18 protein-coding genes are annotated in these 16,929 nt (G+C 68.8%); 14 read left to right on the plus strand and 4 right to left on the minus strand.

The genetic code is table 11. From position 1 onward, the window contains the following. Nucleotides 1-25 precede the first annotated feature (25 nt). From K8940_RS02830 to K8940_RS02840, 3 genes are all read left to right on the plus strand, one after another. Nucleotides 26-373 (plus strand): hypothetical protein, encoded by a 348-nt coding sequence (locus tag K8940_RS02830; protein ID WP_223393030.1) that lies wholly within the window; start codon nt 26-28, stop codon nt 371-373. Nucleotides 374-458: 85 nt separating this feature from the next. Next, on the plus strand, nt 459-932 hold the full coding sequence (locus K8940_RS02835) for a hypothetical protein (protein ID WP_223393031.1): 474 nt from the start codon (nt 459-461) through the stop codon (nt 930-932). A gap of 232 nt (nt 933-1,164) precedes the next feature. Beyond that, nucleotides 1,165-1,650, plus strand: a complete 486-nt coding sequence (locus K8940_RS02840) for a hypothetical protein (RefSeq protein WP_223393032.1) — start codon at nt 1,165-1,167, stop codon at nt 1,648-1,650. Between the two features lie 153 nt (nt 1,651-1,803). Here K8940_RS02840 and K8940_RS23925 read toward each other — a convergent pair whose 3' ends face one another. Further along, nucleotides 1,804-1,902, minus strand: coding sequence for a hypothetical protein (locus K8940_RS23925; protein ID WP_411675577.1), 99 nt, complete (start codon nt 1,900-1,902; stop codon nt 1,804-1,806). After that, a complete protein-coding gene (locus tag K8940_RS02845; protein WP_223393033.1) occupies nt 1,902-3,368 on the minus strand; it encodes a sigma-54-dependent transcriptional regulator in 1,467 nt (488 codons plus the stop codon). The genes K8940_RS23925 and K8940_RS02845 overlap by 1 nt, the downstream gene beginning before the upstream one ends. A gap of 148 nt (nt 3,369-3,516) precedes the next feature. Here K8940_RS02845 and K8940_RS02850 point away from each other — a divergent pair, with 148 nt between their 5' ends. Genes K8940_RS02850 through K8940_RS02860 form a run of 3 tightly spaced genes read left to right on the plus strand, consistent with a single transcriptional unit; the run spans nt 3,517 to nt 7,095 of the window. After that, the gene (locus K8940_RS02850) at nt 3,517-3,891 is read left to right on the plus strand and encodes an MmcQ/YjbR family DNA-binding protein (RefSeq protein ID WP_223393034.1); all 375 of its coding nucleotides are present in this window, start codon (nt 3,517-3,519) and stop codon (nt 3,889-3,891) included. A 41-nt stretch (nt 3,892-3,932) separates the two neighbouring features. Next, the gene (locus K8940_RS02855) at nt 3,933-5,723 is read left to right on the plus strand and encodes a M3 family oligoendopeptidase (protein ID WP_223393035.1); all 1,791 of its coding nucleotides are present in this window, start codon (nt 3,933-3,935) and stop codon (nt 5,721-5,723) included. A gap of 4 nt (nt 5,724-5,727) precedes the next feature. Next, nucleotides 5,728-7,095: an ABC1 kinase family protein gene (locus tag K8940_RS02860; RefSeq protein ID WP_223393036.1), complete on the plus strand. Its 1,368-nt coding sequence runs from the start codon at nt 5,728-5,730 to the stop codon at nt 7,093-7,095. Here the strand turns inward: K8940_RS02860 and K8940_RS02865 are convergent. Together K8940_RS02865 and K8940_RS02870 are read right to left on the minus strand one after the other, a co-directional pair. Then, entirely contained in the window at nt 7,092-7,691 is a 600-nt protein-coding gene (locus K8940_RS02865; protein WP_223393037.1) for a hypothetical protein, read from the minus strand. The two genes, K8940_RS02860 and K8940_RS02865, sit on opposite strands and share 4 nt — an antisense overlap. Further along, nucleotides 7,681-8,190 (minus strand): RNA polymerase sigma factor, encoded by a 510-nt coding sequence (locus K8940_RS02870; protein WP_223393038.1) that lies wholly within the window; start codon nt 8,188-8,190, stop codon nt 7,681-7,683. Before K8940_RS02870 ends, K8940_RS02865 begins: the two co-directional genes overlap by 11 nt. A 93-nt stretch (nt 8,191-8,283) precedes the next feature. Between K8940_RS02870 and K8940_RS02875 the strand changes: the two genes are divergently transcribed. The 8 genes from K8940_RS02875 (at nt 8,284) to K8940_RS02910 (ending at nt 16,850) form a co-directional block, all read left to right on the plus strand. Further along, nucleotides 8,284-8,757, plus strand: a complete 474-nt coding sequence (locus tag K8940_RS02875) for a PaaI family thioesterase (protein ID WP_223393039.1) — start codon at nt 8,284-8,286, stop codon at nt 8,755-8,757. Nucleotide 8,758: 1 nt separating this feature from the next. Further along, nucleotides 8,759-9,691, plus strand: a complete 933-nt coding sequence (locus tag K8940_RS02880) for an alpha/beta fold hydrolase (protein WP_223393040.1) — start codon at nt 8,759-8,761, stop codon at nt 9,689-9,691. Between the two features lie 5 nt (nt 9,692-9,696). Then, nucleotides 9,697-10,683: a glycosyltransferase family 9 protein gene (locus K8940_RS02885; protein WP_223393041.1), complete on the plus strand. Its 987-nt coding sequence runs from the start codon at nt 9,697-9,699 to the stop codon at nt 10,681-10,683. A 65-nt stretch (nt 10,684-10,748) separates the two neighbouring features. Then, nucleotides 10,749-10,979: an aa3-type cytochrome c oxidase subunit IV gene (locus tag K8940_RS02890; protein ID WP_223393042.1), complete on the plus strand. Its 231-nt coding sequence runs from the start codon at nt 10,749-10,751 to the stop codon at nt 10,977-10,979. 118 nt (nt 10,980-11,097) lie between these two features. Beyond that, the gene (locus tag K8940_RS02895) at nt 11,098-12,240 is read left to right on the plus strand and encodes a Re/Si-specific NAD(P)(+) transhydrogenase subunit alpha (protein WP_223393043.1); all 1,143 of its coding nucleotides are present in this window, start codon (nt 11,098-11,100) and stop codon (nt 12,238-12,240) included. A gap of 25 nt (nt 12,241-12,265) precedes the next feature. Next, nucleotides 12,266-12,589 carry a proton-translocating transhydrogenase family protein gene (locus tag K8940_RS02900; RefSeq protein ID WP_223393044.1) on the plus strand — a complete coding sequence of 108 codons (324 nt, stop codon included), beginning with the start codon at nt 12,266-12,268 and terminating at the stop codon, nt 12,587-12,589. 28 nt (nt 12,590-12,617) lie between these two features. Then, entirely contained in the window at nt 12,618-14,036 is a 1,419-nt protein-coding gene (locus K8940_RS02905) for an NAD(P)(+) transhydrogenase (Re/Si-specific) subunit beta (RefSeq protein ID WP_223393045.1), read from the plus strand. 231 nt (nt 14,037-14,267) lie between these two features. Next, nucleotides 14,268-16,850, plus strand: coding sequence for a glycosyl hydrolase 115 family protein (locus tag K8940_RS02910; protein ID WP_223393046.1), 2,583 nt, complete (start codon nt 14,268-14,270; stop codon nt 16,848-16,850). The last annotated feature ends 79 nt before the right edge of the window (nt 16,851-16,929 follow it).

Here is a 16,929-nt window from a genome sequence, read left to right on the forward strand (position 1 = left end):
CTGGGTCGGGGATAGTCCTCGCGACATGCGCGCCAAGCCGCCCGATCCGAAAGAACAGGCCAAGAAGGCCGCGCTGAACGCCCTCAAGCGCGCGCGTCGCGCGGCCGAGAAGTCGGGCGTCGAGCTCTCCGAGTGGGAGGGCGAGTTCCTGACCAGCGTCGCCCAGCGCGTCGAGACCTATGGCCGGGCCTTCGCCGACCCCGAAAAGGGCGCGCGCGGCCAGGCCCTGTCGGGCAACCAGGCCATCAAGCTGAAAGAGATCGCCCGTAAGGCGAAGGGCGAGCCCAAGCCGATGAAGCGCGGCAAGGGCTTCCAGCGCCGCGGGCGCGAGCCCCACCTGGCCGAACCCGAGCCGGAAAGCGACGAAGGCTGACCCTGGCGCGACCAGGCCTGACGCCGCGCGCGATGTTTGGCGGTTAACTCCCCTTTGGCCGCCATGGCGGCTGGGGAGAGCACCGATGAGCGCCAAGTCGCCGCGCGGGATCGCGCTGACCATCCTGCTGGCTACGGCGGTGGCCGGGACCCTCGATATCGCCGACGCCTGCGTCTACTGGGCCATCACCAAGGGCGCGCCGCCGGAGCGGATCTTCCAGTCGGTGGCCAGCGGCCTGCTGGGCAAGGCGGCGTTCAAGGGCGGGGCGCCGACGGCGGCCCTGGGTCTGGCCCTGCACTTCTCGATCATGGCGGTGATGGTGGCGGTCTATGTGGCCGCCAGCCTGCGACTGCCGATCCTGACCCGGCGGCCGGTCCTTGCGGGGCTGGGCTACGGCCTGGCGACCTACGTCGTGATGAACTTCGTCGTGCTGCCGCTGTCGAACGCCGCGCCGCGCGGGCCCTTCGTCCTGGCCAGCTTCGTCAACGGCCTGATGGCCCACCTGCTGCTGGTCGGCCTGCCGATCGCCGTGATCGCGGCGTCGCGAGAAAAAAGATGACAACCACAGCCTGAGTTCGTCCAAAACACTTACCAAAAACTGTCGTTCGTCAGACGTTGTTAAGCTCCTGGTAACGCTACGACAGGAAAATACAAACGATTGTAAAGAGTTAACGACGTTCCTGTGGGGTTCTGGGTCGCGGCTGCTCACGGCGACCTCCAGTCTCGATGCGCGCGGGCGAAAGCCTGGATCGGCGGCCGAGCGAACTCCATGGCCCTGCGGATTAGGGAAAATGGCGACGACCTATCAATATCTGCTGCGCCGCAAGGCGGAGTTGGAAACCCGCATGATCGAGGCGCAGCGGCGGGCTCAGGCCCCGTTCGAGAGCGAGTTGCGCGCGATCGTCCTGGCGCTGGACGCGCTGAAGCAGGCTGGCATGGCCGAGCGGCTGTCGGCGGGCGAGCAGTTGTCGTTCGCGCCGGCCCCGACCCCGACGCCCGCGGCCCCCACGCCCAGCAAGCGCGGCCGACGCGGACGCACCACGCGCGACATGATCCTGATGGCCCTGGCCCAGGCGCCGGGCCTCAACGAGGCCGAGATCTCCCGCCAGCTGGATCACCGCTGGAGCCGTCCGGTGTCCCCGGTCCAGGTCGGCCGCGAGCTGGAGCAGCTGGAAGTCGAGGGCCTGGCCAAGCGGTCGGGTCCGGGCTGGATCCGTCTCGAGCGGCAGGTCCAGGACGAAGAAGAGGGCGAGAGCCTGAGCCTGGCTGGGCACTAGCTGCTCAAGTCACCCCTAACGCCGCTCATCCCCGCGAAAGCGGGGACCCAAGCCGAGGTCCAGCTTGTGGCGCGATCGGCGCTTTCCTCTCTCATGCCGCTTGGGTCCCCGTTTTCGCGGGGATGAGCGGGATATGTGGCAAGCGCGTGCCGACTAAGTTCGCTTCGTCGACGGGGTCGGGCGGGGCGACTTCAGCAGCGCCTTGAGGCGCTGCTCGCGCGAGACCGGCCGGAAGATCATCAAGCTCGCCATCAGCCGGCTTCCTTCATGTCGACTTCGATGCCCTGCTCACGAACCTTGCGATAGAGGGTCGAGCGTCCGATGCCCAGGCGTCGGGCGACTTCGCTCATGTGGCCGGCATAGACGTCGATCGCGTGCTGGATCAGGTCGCGCTCGATGTCCTCCAGCGTCCGCAGGTGGCCGCGGTCGTCGAGGATGCGCACGGGCGCCTCGGCCGCCGGAGCGGACATGGCGGCGTGGGCGGCCTGCAGCATGGCGGCCGGCGGCGGCGTCGGGGCGACCGACACGGCCTCGATCGGCGCGGCCAGGCCCGAGATGGCCGGGAAGTCGTAGGGCTGCAGATAGGGCGCGTCGGCCAGGACGATGGCGCGATAGACGGTGTTCTCCAGCTGGCGAACATTGCCCGGCCAGTCGAAGGCGGTCAGCAGCTGCAGGGTCTCGGGCGAGGCGCCGATGACGCGCTTGCCTTCCTCGACATTGAAGCGACGGATGAACGCCTCGACCAGGGCCGGGATGTCCTGGCGACGCTCGCGCAGGGACGGGGCCTCCAGCGGGAAGACGTTCAGGCGGTAATAGAGGTCCTCGCGGAACAGGCCGGCCGAGACCGCCTGCTGCAGGTCGCGATTGGTGGCCGAGACGATGCGGACATCGACCTTCAGCGAGCGCTTGGAGCCGATCGGGTCGATCTCGCCCTCTTGCAGCGCGCGCAGCAGCTTGACCTGGACGTCGAGGGGCAACTCGCCGACCTCGTCCAGGAACAGGGTGCCGCCGTCGGCTTCCTTGAACTTGCCGAGGTGCTTGTCGCTGGCGCCGGTGAACGAGCCCTTCTCGTGGCCGAACAGGATCGACTCCACGAGGTTCTCGGGAATGGCGCCGCAGTTGACGGCCACGAACGGCTTGCCGGCGCGGTCGGACGAGCCGTGCACCGCGCGGGCGATCAGCTCCTTGCCGACGCCGCTTTCGCCGGTGATCAGCACGGGGATGGCGCTCTTGGCCGCCCGTTCGCCCATGCGCTTGACCATGGTCATGACCGGCGAGTCGCCGATCAGGTCGGCGAAGCTGGTCTTGCCCCCGGCGCGCTTGGTCAGGCGTTCGACCTCGCCCTTCAGGTCGCCCATCGACAGGGCGTTGCGGATCGAGACGGTGATCCGTTCAGGGCTGGCCGGCTTGATGAAGAAGTCGCTGGCCCCGGCCTGCATGGCCTTGACCACGGTGTCGACGCCGCCGCTGGCGGTCAGCACGATGACGGGCTGGTTGAAGCCGCGCGCGCGGATTTCCTTCAGGGTGTCCTGACCGCCCAGGCCGGGCATGACCAGGTCGAGCAGGATCACGTCGGCGGGCGCGCCGGCGGTCAGGTGCGCGATCGCCGCGTCGCCGCCCTCGGCGTGCGAGACCGCGAAACCGTCGCGCTCGAGCACCGCCTGGATCAGCCGACGTTGTGTCGGGTCGTCATCGACGACAAGGACCGTTTTGGTCATTGGGCACGTCCATCATCACCGGCCACGCCCACATGGAGCAGGGCTCTTGTTGACCCATAGTGGTACAGCAGGCGGGTAAACACCGGCTTTCGCAGACGTGTCGCGAACCTTAAGGTTTAGGCTTAACAAGCTCTTACGGGAGAGGGGCATGGTCGACGAGCGACAGCTGGAGGCGCTGGCCCTGGCGCTGCCCGAAGTGGCCGGCGCGGTCAGCGAGAGCGGGCAGTTCGCCTTCGAGGTGGGCGGCAAGGGCCTGGCCTGGGCCTATGTGGCCCGCCCCGCGCCGAAGGCCAGGCGGGTGCTGGTCCCCGGCGTCATCGCCGTGCGATGCGCGATGGAGACCAAGGAGCTTCTGCTGGAGGCCGCGCCCGACCGCTTCTTCACCGACGATCACTATCGCGGTTACCCGGCGGTGCTGGTCCGACTTTCCGAAATCGAGGCCGACGAACTCGGGGGCCTGCTGAAACAGGCCTGGATGCTTGTCGCGCCAAAGCCGATCCAGAAACGGCATCCCGGCGTTTGACGCATTGCGCCATGTGGGCGCCGAGGCCTATCTGCTAGCTCATGAACGCCCCCTTCAAGCCCGACGCCCCGCCCGAATGGAACCTGGCCGACCTCTATGTCGGTCGCGACGACCCCCGGATCGAGACCGACCTCGCCGCCGCCAAGGCCGCCAATGACGAGCTGGCCTCGCTGGAGGGCATGTTCCTGGAAGCCCGCAAGGAGCCGGCGCGCCTGGGCGTGCTGCTGGATCGCGGCGTCAGCCTCTACGAGCGGGCCACCAACGGCCTGTGGGGCGTGGGAGCCTATGCGGCGCTGTCCGCCGCCGTCGCCCGCGACGATCCGGCCTGGGCCAAGTTCGAGGGCGACCTGCGGGCCCGCTCCTCGCAGATCGCCGCCGAGAGCCTGTTCTTCACGCTGGAGCTGAACCAGTTGGAGGACGGCGAGATCGCCAAGGCGCTCGAAGCCCATCCCGACGCCGCGCGCTGGGCGCCGTGGCTGCGCCGCGTGCGCCTGTCGCGGCCGCACGAGCTGTCGCCGGAGCTGGAGCGCTTCATCGTCGACAAGGCCCCGGCCGTCGCCAACTGGGTGCGCCTGTACGACGAGACTCTGGCCAAACTCACGGCGAAGGCCGGCGACGAGACCCTGACCCTGCCCGAGGCCCTGAACCGCCTGTCCGATCCCAGCGTCGAACGCCGCAAGGCGGCCGCCGACGGCCTGGCCCGGGCGCTGGAGGAGCGGGCCTCGACCCAGGCCCTGGCGCTCAACACCCTGGCCTTCGAGAAGCAGGTCGAGGACCGCTGGCGTCGCTACGACCATCCCGCCCAGTCGCGCCACCTGGCCAACGAGGTCGACGCCGACGCGGTCGACGCCCTGGAGCAGGCGGTGGTCGAGGCCTATCCGCGCCTGTCGCACCGCTACTACGCGCTGAAGGCCAAGGTCATGGGCGTGGACAGCCTGGACTACTGGGACCGCAACGCGCCCCTCGATGCGGCCGCCCCGCGCGCCTACGCCTGGGACGAGGCCAAGGGCATGGTGCTGGAGAGCTTCCAGGACCTGGCGCCGAAGTTCGCCGACGCCGCGCGCGTCTTCTTCGACCGTCCGTGGATCGACGCCCGCCCGCGTCCGGGCAAGCAGTCGGGCGCCTTCGCCCATCCGGTGACGGCCGACCGCCATCCGTTCGTGTTCATGAACTATATGGGCGAACGGCGCGACGTGCTGACCCTGGCCCACGAGCTAGGCCACGCCGTGCACCAGACCCTGTGCCAGCCGCTGGGCACCCTGCTGGCCGACACGCCCCTGACCCTGGCCGAGACCGCCTCGATCTTCGGTGAGGGGCTGGTGTTCGACCGCCTGCTGGCCGAGGCTTCGCCCGAGGACCGCAAGAAGCTGTTGGCCGGCAAGATCGAGGACGGCCTCAATACCGTGGTCCGCCAGATCGCGTTCCACCGCTTCGAGCGTCGTTTCCACGAGGCCCGGCTGGAGGGCGAGCTGTCGCCCGACCAGATCGGCGGCCTGTGGCTGGAGGTGATGGGCGAGAGCCTGGGTCCGGCCGTGAAGCTGAACGAGGGCTACGAGCACTACTGGGCCTATGTCAGCCACTTCTGCCACGCGCCGTTCTACGTCTACGCCTACGCCTTCGGGGACCTGCTGGTGCGCGGCCTGATGGAGAAGCGTCGCGAGGACCCGGCGAAATTCGCGCCGCTGTACGAGGACCTGCTCGCGGCGGGCGGCACGCGGACCTATGTCGAGGCCCTTAAGCCCTTCGGCCTGAACCCTCGCGACAAGGCGTTCTGGGCGGCGGGCTGTGCGCAGCTGGAGCGGCTGGTCGACGAGTTCGAGGCGTTGGTGTGAGCTGATGGCGGACGACGCCCGTGACCCCGAACGCGACCGCCTTTCCGGTCGCCTCTCCCGCTTCGCCAAGGTGGGCGCGGGGCTCTCCGGCGCGGCCGTTTCGTACGGCGCCAACCGGGTCTTCGCGGGCGACGACGCCAACGCCCGCAACGCCAAGGCGCTGAAGGCGGCGCTGGGCGGCCTCAAAGGTCCGCTGATGAAGGCGGCCCAGATGTTCGCCACAGTGCCGGATCTGCTGCCGCCCGAGTTCGCCAAGGAGTTCGCCGAGCTCCAGACAAACGCGCCAGCCATGGGCTGGCCGTTCGTGCGCCGGCGCATGGCGGCCGAGCTGGGATCGGACTGGCAGGGCCGGTTCGCGAGCTTCGAGCACGAGGCCGCCGCGGCCGCCTCGCTGGGCCAGGTGCACCGCGCCACGACCCACGACGGCCGGGCCCTGGCCGTGAAACTGCAATATCCGGACATGCAGAGCGCGGTCGAAAGCGACCTTGGCCAGCTGCGCGCCCTGATCGGCCTCTTCAAGCGCATGGACGGCTCGATCGACCCGTCCGAGATGATCATCGAGATCGGCGACCGCCTGCGCGAGGAGCTCGACTATGGCCGCGAGGCCCAGTTGATGCAGGTCTATGCCAACTTCTTCGCCGGGCGCGAGGACATCCGCACGCCGACGCCCGTTCCCGAATTCTCGACCGGACGCCTCCTATCGATGACCTGGCTGGACGGCCAGGGGCTGCTGGCCTTCAAGGACGCCCCGCAGGAGGTCCGCGATCGCATCGCCGCCCTGCTGTTCCAGGCCTGGTGGAGCCCGATGACCCACCTGGGGATCATCCACGGCGACCCGCACCTGGGGAACTACAGCTTCGGGGGTCCGGAAGGGGGAAAGCTGGCGGCGCACCTGAACCTGCTGGATTTCGGCTGCATCCGCATCTTCCCGCCGAAGTTCGTGGCCGGGGTGGTGCGGCTCTATCGCGCGCTTTCCAACGACGACCGCGCCGAGCAGATGGAATCCTATCGCAGCTGGGGCTTCACCGGGCTGAACGAGGCGCTGGTCGACACCCTCAACGTCTGGGCTCGCTTCATCTACGGCCCGCTGCTGGACGACCGGGTCCGCACCGTGGCCGACGACGTTCCGCCCGGCGAGTACGGCCGCCGCGAGGCCTTCAAGGTGCGCCAGGCCCTGAAGGCGGCCGGCGGTATCGTCATCCCGCGCGAGTTCGTGTTCATGGACCGCGCCGCCATCGGCCTGGGCGCGGCCTTCCTGCACCTGGGCGCGCGGCACAACTGGCGGGCGCTGTTCGAGGCCTCGCTGGAGGGCTTCTCGGAAGAGGCCGTGGCCGAGCGGCAGCGGGCGGCGCTGGGGGAAGTGGGGCTCTAGTCCTCGTATTCCCTCAGCAGCGCCTCCAGCCTCCGCTGCTCGGGCTTCATCACCCAATAGTACCGCGCGGTGTTCCAGCCGACGCTGGCGATCAAGGCCACGCCGAACACGAACAGCATCTGCCAGGCGTCGCGGTCGCTGGCCTTGCCGACGTCGCGGAGCTGCCAGACGCCGGTGAACATCGGTGCCAGGAACACGGGCAGCATCATCCAGAAGATCCTCACATTGGTCCGCGCGCGGCGGTTGGCCATCAGCATGGCGGAAATGGTGTCGCGCATCGGCGAGCTGTCCGGGGCGCGGCGATGGCGCAGCAGGACGTCGGCGGTCAGCACGGCCACCAGAACCAGCCAGCACACCCCCAGCATGCCCAGTGCGCCCCACTCGCGGCCGACGTCCATCCGTCCCGAGGAGACCGCCTGGACGGCGATGGCCGTGAAGATGGTCATGGCGGTGGCCGGAATGGCGAAGAACAGCAGTTCTCCCCGGCGGCGGGCCTTCAAGCTGCGCATCACTTGCTCCATCAGATAGGCCTTGGCCTTGTCGTCCGGCGTATTGGCCGGCGAGCGCCAGGCGGCTTCCAGGTGTTCAAACTCCATCGTCGGCGCCCTCCACGAGGCTTGAGACGCGCTGGCGGATCCTCGTCAGCCGCGCCCCGACATTGGTTTCGGAAAGGCCGTGAAGCTGGGCGATCTGGGCGTAGGCCACGCCGTCCAGCGACAGCAGGATCAGCGACCGCTCGATGGGCGGCAGCTGGCGGATGGCGGCGTACAGCCGCTCCAGCAGGGCGCCTTGCGGGTCGGTCCCGGTATCGCGCATCAAGAGCTCGGCCTCGACCGCCACGCCCCGCAGTCGCCGGCGGTTCTCGCCGCGCCGCCAGGTGAGGGCGGCGTTGTGGGCCACGCGGTGGACGAAGGTCCCGGCCGCGCTCTCGTCGCGAAACCTGGGCCGCGCCTTCCAAAGAGCCACCGTCAACTCCTGCAGCAGGTCGTGCTGGTCGGCGGGGGCGGCGAAGGCGCGAGCCGTGCGGTGCAGCATCGGCAGATGCGGCGCCAGCCAGTCGGCGAAATCCTCGTCGATGTCTTGAGCCCGGCCCATCCGCGTCCCCGTTTCGAAGAGGTTAGACACCGGCCGGGGCCAGGTCCTTACGGAAGGCTTCCACTTTATTCAAACGCTCGTTAGCCTGACCTTATGTCCGACGACCTGACCGACGCCCAGACCGCCGCCATTCCCGAGGGCTTCTCGCAACTGAACTGGTCGCGCGGCTTCGGTCGCCAGATCGGGCCGCTGTTCGAGCAGCGTGAAGGCCCTGGCGAGGCGCGCCTGGCCTTCCGCGTCGAGGAGCACCACACCAACGGCCTGGGCAACTGCCACGGCGGCATGCTGATGAGCTTCGCCGACATGGCCTGGGGCCGGATCATCTCGCTGCAGAAGTCCTACAGCTGGGTCACGGTGCGGCTGATGTGCGACTTCCTGTCGGGCGCCAAGCTGGGCGACTGGGTGGAAGGCGAGGGCGAGCTGATCGGCGAGGAGGACCTGCTTTTCACCGTGCGCGGGCGCATCTGGGCCGGCGACCGCACCCTGATCACTGGCACCGGCGTCTTCAAGGCGCTGAGCCCCCGCAAGCCGCGTCCCGGCGAGCTGGCCTACAAGGCCGAGGGCTGACATGGCCGACGACCAGACCCCATCCGCCCTGGCCGCCTCGCTGCTCGCGCCGTTCCAGGGCGACAAGCCCCCCGCGCCGGCCTGGTTCGACGCGGCCATCGCCCAGGCGCCCGAGCGCTCGACGATCCCGGTCGAGGGCGCGAACATCGAACTCCTGACCTGGGGCGAGGTCGGCAAGCCCGGCCTGCTGTTCCTGCACGGCAACGGCGCCCATGCCGACTGGTGGAGCTTCATCGCGCCGTTCTTCGCGAAAGACTGGCGGGTGGCGGCGATCTCGTGGGCCGGCATGGGCGGCAGCGACTGGCGCGAGGCCTATTCGGGCGAGACCTTCGCCGCTGAGATCTTCGCCGCCATCGAGGCGGCCCAGCTGGAAGCCGGCGGCGTCAAGCCGATCCTGGTCGGCCACTCGTTCGGCGGCTTCCCCACGCTCTACTGCGCCGCCCTGCACGCCGACCGGCTGCGCGGGGTGGTCATGGCCGACAGCAGCATCCAGCCGCCGGAGAAGCGCTGGAAGGGCCCGCCGCCGCGCCCGGACGCCGCCAACCGCGTCTACCCGACCCTGGAGGCGGCCCTGGCCCGCTTCCGCCTGGCCCCGCCGCAGCCGTGCGAGAACCTCTACATCGCCGACTTCATCGCGCGGCGGTCGCTCAAGGAAGTGGAGGGCGGCTGGACCTGGAAGTTCGACCCGGCCATCTGGCAGCGTTTCAAGATGCCCGACCTGGGCGACCTGCTGACCCGGATCGCCTGTCCGGCCGCGCTGATGTGGGGCGAGCGGTCGAACCTTATGCACGCCGAGACCTTGGACTATATGATCGGTCAGATGCCCAAGGACGTGCTGCTCTTGCCCCTGCCCGACGCCGACCACCACGTGATGATCGACCAGCCCCTGGCCTTCGTGGCCGGGCTTCGCGGACTGCTGGCGGCCTGGGCCTGACGGCCATGACCGGACCGGTGATCGTCTACACGCCCGATCGCGGGATCGGCGACCTGATGTGGCACCTGCCGACCATCCGGGCGATCGCGGCGACGACGCCCGAGGGCCAGGTCGTGCTGGTGGCGCGGCCCGCCAGCCGTGCGTCCGAGGCGCTGGCCGTCGAGCCGACCGTCGCGCGCGTGCTGCCCGCCCCGAACTACAAGGGCAGGCTGAAGGGCGTGCGCGAGGTCGTCGACTTCTGGAAGATCTGCCGGGCCGAGAAGCCGCGCGCGGTGTGGATCCTGGAGAAGATCGACCGCCCGGCCATCGCCGCCTTCCTGGCCGGCGTGCCCGAGCGGCGGGGCTTTGGCCTGGGGCATGGCCAGGAGACCTTCCTGACCACCGGGCCCTACCTGCCCAAGGCCATGCGGCCCGCCCACCGGATCGACAAGCTGGCGGCCTTCGAGGCGGCCCACGGCCTGGTCGTGGCCAGCCGCGAGCCGGCGCTGAAGCTGGACCCCGAGGCCGTCGCGGTCGTGAAGGCGCGCTACGCCGACCAGCCCGGTCCGTGGCTCGGCCTCGGGATCGGGGCCAGCGAGCCCGCGCGCACCTGGCCGGCCGAGCGGTTCGCGGAAGCCGCCCGGCGGCTCTCAGACCTGTTCGGGACGGTGTTCTGGATCGGCGGCCCGCACGAGGCGGAAGCCGCCAGGGCCGCGATCGGCGACCTGCCGGGCAATGTCGTGGCCTGCGACCTGACCCTGGACCAGTCGGCGGCGCTGATTTCACTTTCCGCCGGGTTCCTGGGCAACGACTCGGGGGCGCTGAACGTCGCCGCCGCCGTCGGGACGCCGTGCGTGGGCCTGATGGGCACCGCGCCGGTGCCGGCCTATTCGCGCTGGCTCTCGCGCCTGGACGGCGGGGGAGGTCGAATCGCGGACATCACGGTCGATCAGGCCGTCGACGAAGTGCGCAGGCGCTTCAACTCCGAGGCGTGGGACAATTCGCACGCTTGAGCCTCGGGCCCCTCCGTTGTATCGGGCGGGCTCGGTAAGTTCCCTTTATCCTCCAAGGAAGACACATGGCCGGCGACTATCACCGCGGTGAAATGGACATCCAAGAGCAAGCTGCCACCTACGAGGCCTTCGGCAAGATGACCAAGTGGGGCTCGCTGGCCGTCGCGGTCCTGCTGCTCTTCATCACCCTGCTGTTCTGCACCCCGGCTGGTTTCATTGGTAGCGCTATCGCTTCCGTGGTGCTGCTGGGCCTGGGCGTCGTCGCCCTCAAGGAAAAGCCCGTTCCGGCCCACTGACACCGGTAGACATCGGCATATTTTTTCCCTGACCTACACGTCATGCCTCGACAAGAGGCAAGACTATCCCCTACAGAGCGCCCCATGCTGATGCGCAAACAGCGCTCTGGGGAGGGGTATGCCGATGGCCGTTATCGCCGTCACGAAAGAGACCCGCGCGAACGAAACGCGGGTCGCGGCCACGCCTGAAACCGTCAAGAAGCTCGGCGCGGCCGGCTTCTCGGTGGTGGTCCAGGCGGGGGCGGGGACGGCCGCGTCCTATCTCGACGCCGACTACGAGGCGGCCGGCGCCAAGATCGCCAAGACCGCCAAGGACGCCCTGAAGGACGCCGACGTCCTGTTCAAGGTGCGCGCGCCCGAGGCCGCCGAGATCGGCGCGCTGAAGAAGGGCGCGATCGTCGCCGCGGCGCTCAATCCCTATCAGGACAAGGAGACGCTGGACGCCCTGGCCAAGGCCGGCGCGACGGCGATCGCCATGGAGTTCATCCCGCGCATCACCCGCGCCCAGGTGATGGACATGCTGTCCTCGCAAGCCAACCTCGCCGGCTATCGCGCCGTGATCGAAGGCGCCGAGGCCTATGGCAAGGCCCTGCCGATGATGATGACCGCCGCCGGCACCGTCGCCGCGGCCAAGGTGTTCATCATGGGCGTCGGCGTCGCCGGCCTGCAGGCCATCGCCACGGCTCGCCGCCTGGGCGCGGTGGTCACCGCCACCGACGTGCGTCCGGCCACCAAGGAGCAGGTCGAGTCGCTGGGCGCCAAGTTCCTGGCCGTCGAGGACGAAGAGTTCAAGAACGCCCAGACCGCCGGCGGCTACGCCAAGGAGATGTCCAAGGAGTACCAGGCCAAGCAGGCCGAGCTGGTCTCCAGCCACATCGCCAAGCAAGACATCGTCATCACCACGGCCCTGATCCCGGGGCGCCCGGCCCCGAAGCTGGTCAGCGCCGCCCAGGTCGCCTCGATGCGCCCCGGCTCGATCCTGGTCGACCTGGCCATCGAGCAGGGCGGCAATGTCGAGGGCGCCAAGCTGAACGAGACGGTCGTGACCGCCAACGGCGCCAAGATCCTCGGCCACGCCAACCTGCCCGGCCGCATCGCCGCCGACGCCAGCGCGCTCTACGCCCGCAACCTCGTCGCCCTGTCGACCCTGTTCACGACGAAGGAGGGCGCCTTCGCCCCCAACTTCGAGGACGAGATCCTGCAGGCCGCCGTCGTCACCCGTGACGGCGCGATCGTCCATCCGAACCTGAAGACCGCCTAACTCCAGCATCGAAAGGGAGGCCTCCATGGAAGCCGTCGACCCCACCGTGTTCCGTCTGGCGATCTTCGTGCTCGCCATCTTCGTCGGTTACTACGTCGTCTGGAGCGTGACGCCCGCGCTGCACACGCCGCTGATGGCCGTCACCAACGCCATCTCGTCCGTCATCATCGTCGGCGCCCTGCTGGCCGCCGCCGCCCATGGCGTCGCGGGCGAAGCCGTCACCGGCTCGACCTGGATCTCCAAGGGGGCCGGCGCGATCGCCGCGGCCTTCGCGGCGGTCAACATCTTCGGCGGCTTCTTGGTCACCCAGCGAATGCTGGCGATGTACAAGAAGAAAGAGAAGAAGTGAGCAAGCGAGAGCAGGGGGAACCAGAACAATGAACGCCAATCTCGCCGCCATTCTCTACATCGTCTCGGGGGTGCTGTTCATCCTCGCGCTGCGTGGCCTGTCCAGCCCCGTGACCAGCCAGACGGGCAACCGTAACGGCATGATCGGCATGGCCATCGCCGTCGGCACCACCCTGGCCACCTTGTGGAGCCAGGGCGCGCTGGACGTCGTGACCCTGGGCCTGATCCTGGGCGGCGTCGCCGTCGGGGGCGCGGTCGGGGCGGTCATCGCCCGCAAGGTCGCCATGACCTCGATGCCGCAGCTGGTCGCCGCCTTCCACTCGCTGGTCGGCATGGCCGCCTGCCTCGTGGCCGTGGCCGCCATCTACACGCCCGCAGCCTACGGCATCGTGGGCGAGGACGGCGCCATCCACCTCAACAGCCTGATCGAACTGTCGCTGGGCCTGGCCATCGGCGCCATCACCTTCACCGGCTCGGTCATCGCCTTCGCCAAGCTGAACGGCAACATGGGCGGCGCGCCGATCCTGCTGCCGGCCCGCCACCTGCTGAACATCGTGATCGCGGCCGCCATCGTGGCCCTGGTCGTGGTGCTGGTGGTCAGCGGCGGTGCGGCCATCTGGGCCTTCTGGGGCATCTTCGCCCTGTCCCTGCTGATCGGCGTCACCCTGATCATCCCGATCGGCGGCGCGGACATGCCTGTCGTGGTGTCGATGCTGAACAGCTATTCCGGCTGGGCGGCGGCGGCGCTGGGCTTCACGCTGGAGAACACCACCCTGATCATCACCGGCGCCCTGGTCGGCTCGTCGGGCGCGATCCTGTCCTACATCATGTGCAAGGGCATGAACCGCTCGTTCGTCTCGGTGATCCTGGGCGGCTTCGGCGCCGACGCGGCCGCGGCCGGCCCTGGCGGCAAGGTCGAGGCCCGTCCCGTCAAGCAGGGCTCGGCCGACGACGCGGCCTTCATCATGAAGAACGCCAGCAAGGTGATCATCGTCCCGGGCTACGGCATGGCCGTCTCCCAGGCCCAGCACGCCCTGCGCGAAATGGCCGACAAGCTGAAGGAGGAGGGCGTCGAGGTGAAGTACGCCATCCACCCCGTCGCGGGCCGGATGCCGGGCCACATGAATGTGCTGCTGGCCGAGGCCAACGTCCCCTATGACGAGGTCTTCGAGCTGGAGGACATCAACAGCGAGTTCTCGACGGCCGACGTGGCCTTCGTGATCGGCGCCAACGACGTCACCAACCCGGCCGCCAAGACCGACCCGACCAGCGCCATCTTCGGCATGCCGATCCTGGACGTCGAGAAGGCCCGCACCGTCCTCTTCGTCAAGCGCGGCATGGCCTCGGGCTATGCCGGCGTCGAGAACGAGCTGTTTTTCCGCGACAACACGATGATGCTGTTCGGCGACGCCAAGAAGATGGTCGAAGGCATCGTGAAGGGGCTCTAGGGCTCGGACTTCACCACGACGACGAAGGCCCCGGCGGTGACGCCGGGGCCTTTTTTCGTTGAAGCGTCTGATTGGCGGCAGGCGACCTCGGTCGGATGGCGGACGCGCATGCGCGTATCGTCTCGCTCCGACAAGCCTTGTGCATTCCGGCCATCCCGATAAGGTCTGACCTTAAGGCGTTATTGGTAAGATAACGTGTCGGCTGGTCCGAGCATGGGGCCTGGAGGAAGCGTGAAGATCCACAAATTTCCGGCGCGCCTGGCGTGCGTCCTGGTCCTGCTCGCTGCGCCGGCGGCATTCGCTTGCGACAAGCCCGTCAGCGTCTGCGCGACGGGCAAGTCGTCGAGCCTGGCGCTGATCCGCGCGGGCGCGCCCGCGGCCGTCTATGTGGATGCGACGGCGGATCCGGCGGTGCGCCACGCCGCCGAGGGTCTGCGCGGCGATCTGGGGCGCGTCAGCGGCGGCGAGGCGACCAGGCTCTCGGACCTCTCCCGGGCCCATGGCCCGGTCGTGATCGTCGGCGTGCTGGGCGCCAGTCCGGTCGTCGACGCCCTCGTCCATAGCGGCAAGCTGAAGGTCGAGGGCCTGGCCGGGCAGTGGGAGGGTTTCCGGCAGATCGTGGTCGAGCGGCCGTTCGCCAATGTGCCCCGCGCCCTGGTCATTGTCGGCGCCGACCGGCGCGGGGCGGTCTACGGGGCCTATGATCTCTCCGAACGGATCGGGGTGTCGCCCTGGACCTGGTGGGCCGACGCGCCGGTGGCCCGCAAGACCGACCTCTTCCTGACCGCCGGGGCCCGGGCCGATCACCCGCGCGTCAGGTATCGCGGCTTCTTCATCAATGACGAAGATCCGGCCTTCAGCGGTTGGGCCAAGAAGAAATTCGGCGGGATCAATTCCGACCTCTACGCCCACGTCTTCGAGCTGACCTTGCGCCTCAAGGGCAACTACCTGTGGCCGGCCATGTGGGCGCCCAAGGCCTTCAACGACGACGATCCGCGCAACAAGGTTCTGGCCGACGAGATGGGCGTGGTCATGGGCAGTTCGCACCATGAGCCGATGACCCGGGCCCAGAGCGAATGGCATCGCAACACCGATCGCGGCGTCACCGGCGGCCGCTGGGACTACGCCGCCAACGGCGACAACCTGCGCGCCTTCTGGCGCGGCGGGATCGAGCGGATGATGTCGAAGGGAGACGGTACGCCTTACGAGAGCCTGGTGACCGTGGGCATGCGCGGCGACGGCGACGAGCCGATGGCCGAGGGCGCCGCGACCCAGCTGCTGGAAAAGGTGGTGGCCGACCAGCGCAAGATCATCGCCGAGGTCACCGGCAAGCCGCCCGAGAAGACCCCGCAGGTCTGGGCGCTCTACAAGGAGGTGCAGGACTACTACGACCACGGCATGCGCGTGCCCGACGACGTGACCCTGCTGTTTTCCGACGACAACTGGGGCCAGGTGCGCCGTCTGCCGGTGGCCGGCAAGGACGCCGTGGATCGGGCCGGTGGCTATGGCGTCTATTACCACTTCGACTATGTGGGCGGGCCCCGGAACTACAAGTGGATCAACACCAACCAGGTGGCCAAGATCTGGCAGCAGATGAACCTGGCGTATGAGCGCGGGGCGCGGAATCTCTGGATCGTCAATGTCGGCGACATCAAGCCGCTGGAATATCCGCTCGACTTCTTCATGCGCATGGCCTGGAACCCCGAGGCGATGACGCCCCAGGCGCTGGAGGCCTATCCCCGCCAGTGGGCCAGCGAGACCTTCGGCGACGAACTGGGTCCCGAGATCGGCGCCATCATGGCCGCCTACGGAACCCAGGCCTCGCGGCGCAAGCCCGAGCTGCTCGACCAGGACAGCTTCCCCATCGGCGCGGAAACGGGGCCGGTTCTGGACGGCGGCCAGTTCGGCGACATCGTCGAGGACTGGCGGCGCCTGGTCGGCAAGGTCGAGGCGATCAAGGCCCGCCTGCGTCCCGACCAGCAGGACGCCTATTTCCAGCTGGTCGAATATCCGGTGCTGGCCTTCGCGAACCTCTACGAGATGTACTACGCCACGGCCTGGAACCGCCGTCTGGCGTCGCGCAACGACGCCCGCGCCAACCCTTTCGCAGACCAGGTGGAGGCGGCCTTCAAGCGCGATGGCGACCTGACCGCGCGCTACCACGCCCTGAACGATGGCAAGTGGGACGGCATGATGAACCAGGTCCATATGAGCTATGTGATCTGGAACGACCCGGTCCAGCAGTCGATGCCCAGCGTCACCCGCGTGGCGGCCGACACCCCGCCCGACAAGCTGTCCGCCAAGGTCCAGTTCGCGCGTTCGACCGCAAAGGACCCGGGCCTGATCACCATCGAGGCCGCCAAGTTCGACCGCGCCACCGGCGGCAGGGGCCTGGCTTGGACGGTGCTGTCCAATCTCGGCCATGGCGACGCCGTGGTGGCCCTTCCGCAGGGGCGGCCCGCGACGGAGATCCGCGACGGTGTCCGACTGGACTATGCGGTGTCGGTTGCGCGCGCGGGTCCGGCCAAGGTCCGCCTGCGCCTGGCTCCGACCTTGGATACGACGGGCGGCCAGGGTATCCGGATCGGCGTCTCTCTCGACGACGGCCCCGTCCAGGTGGTGACGGCCAGTCTGGTCCCGACCGCCGGCGCGGCCTCGACTCCGGAGCAGGTGGCCTGGGTGGCGGCGGTCAAGGACCACGTCCACACGGTCGAGGCCGCTTTCCAGGACGTCGCGGCGGGCGCGCACGTGGTCAAGGTCTGGCGCCTGGACGACAATGCGGTGCTGGAGCAACTGATCGTCGACACGCGTTGAGCGCGCTCATCACGCCTGATCTCGCAAGGCGCGGCCTGCTCGCGGCAAGTCCAGACGAAACAGAGGCCCCAGGGTGATC

The organism is Caulobacter segnis, assembly GCF_019931575.1.
Lineage (GTDB): Bacteria > Pseudomonadota > Alphaproteobacteria > Caulobacterales > Caulobacteraceae > Caulobacter > Caulobacter segnis_C.

Bases quoted from the DNA above. Each gene is read 5' to 3' on its own strand.
- K8940_RS02830 (WP_223393030.1), top strand. From the start codon at position 26: ATGCGCGCCAAGCCGCCCGATCCGAAAGAACAGGCCAAGAAGGCCGCG.
- K8940_RS02835 (WP_223393031.1), top strand. From the start codon at position 459: ATGAGCGCCAAGTCGCCGCGCGGGATCGCGCTGACCATCCTGCTGGCT.
- K8940_RS02840 (WP_223393032.1), top strand. From the start codon at position 1,165: ATGGCGACGACCTATCAATATCTGCTGCGCCGCAAGGCGGAGTTGGAA.
- K8940_RS23925 (WP_411675577.1), bottom strand. From the start codon at position 1,902: ATGGCGAGCTTGATGATCTTCCGGCCGGTCTCGCGCGAGCAGCGCCTC.
- K8940_RS02845 (WP_223393033.1), bottom strand. From the start codon at position 3,368: ATGACCAAAACGGTCCTTGTCGTCGATGACGACCCGACACAACGTCGG.
- K8940_RS02850 (WP_223393034.1), top strand. From the start codon at position 3,517: ATGGTCGACGAGCGACAGCTGGAGGCGCTGGCCCTGGCGCTGCCCGAA.
- K8940_RS02855 (WP_223393035.1), top strand. From the start codon at position 3,933: ATGAACGCCCCCTTCAAGCCCGACGCCCCGCCCGAATGGAACCTGGCC.
- K8940_RS02860 (WP_223393036.1), top strand. From the start codon at position 5,728: ATGGCGGACGACGCCCGTGACCCCGAACGCGACCGCCTTTCCGGTCGC.
- K8940_RS02865 (WP_223393037.1), bottom strand. From the start codon at position 7,691: ATGGAGTTTGAACACCTGGAAGCCGCCTGGCGCTCGCCGGCCAATACG.
- K8940_RS02870 (WP_223393038.1), bottom strand. From the start codon at position 8,190: ATGGGCCGGGCTCAAGACATCGACGAGGATTTCGCCGACTGGCTGGCG.
- K8940_RS02875 (WP_223393039.1), top strand. From the start codon at position 8,284: ATGTCCGACGACCTGACCGACGCCCAGACCGCCGCCATTCCCGAGGGC.
- K8940_RS02880 (WP_223393040.1), top strand. From the start codon at position 8,759: ATGGCCGACGACCAGACCCCATCCGCCCTGGCCGCCTCGCTGCTCGCG.
- K8940_RS02885 (WP_223393041.1), top strand. From the start codon at position 9,697: ATGACCGGACCGGTGATCGTCTACACGCCCGATCGCGGGATCGGCGAC.
- K8940_RS02890 (WP_223393042.1), top strand. From the start codon at position 10,749: ATGGCCGGCGACTATCACCGCGGTGAAATGGACATCCAAGAGCAAGCT.
- K8940_RS02895 (WP_223393043.1), top strand. From the start codon at position 11,098: ATGCCGATGGCCGTTATCGCCGTCACGAAAGAGACCCGCGCGAACGAA.
- K8940_RS02900 (WP_223393044.1), top strand. From the start codon at position 12,266: ATGGAAGCCGTCGACCCCACCGTGTTCCGTCTGGCGATCTTCGTGCTC.
- K8940_RS02905 (WP_223393045.1), top strand. From the start codon at position 12,618: ATGAACGCCAATCTCGCCGCCATTCTCTACATCGTCTCGGGGGTGCTG.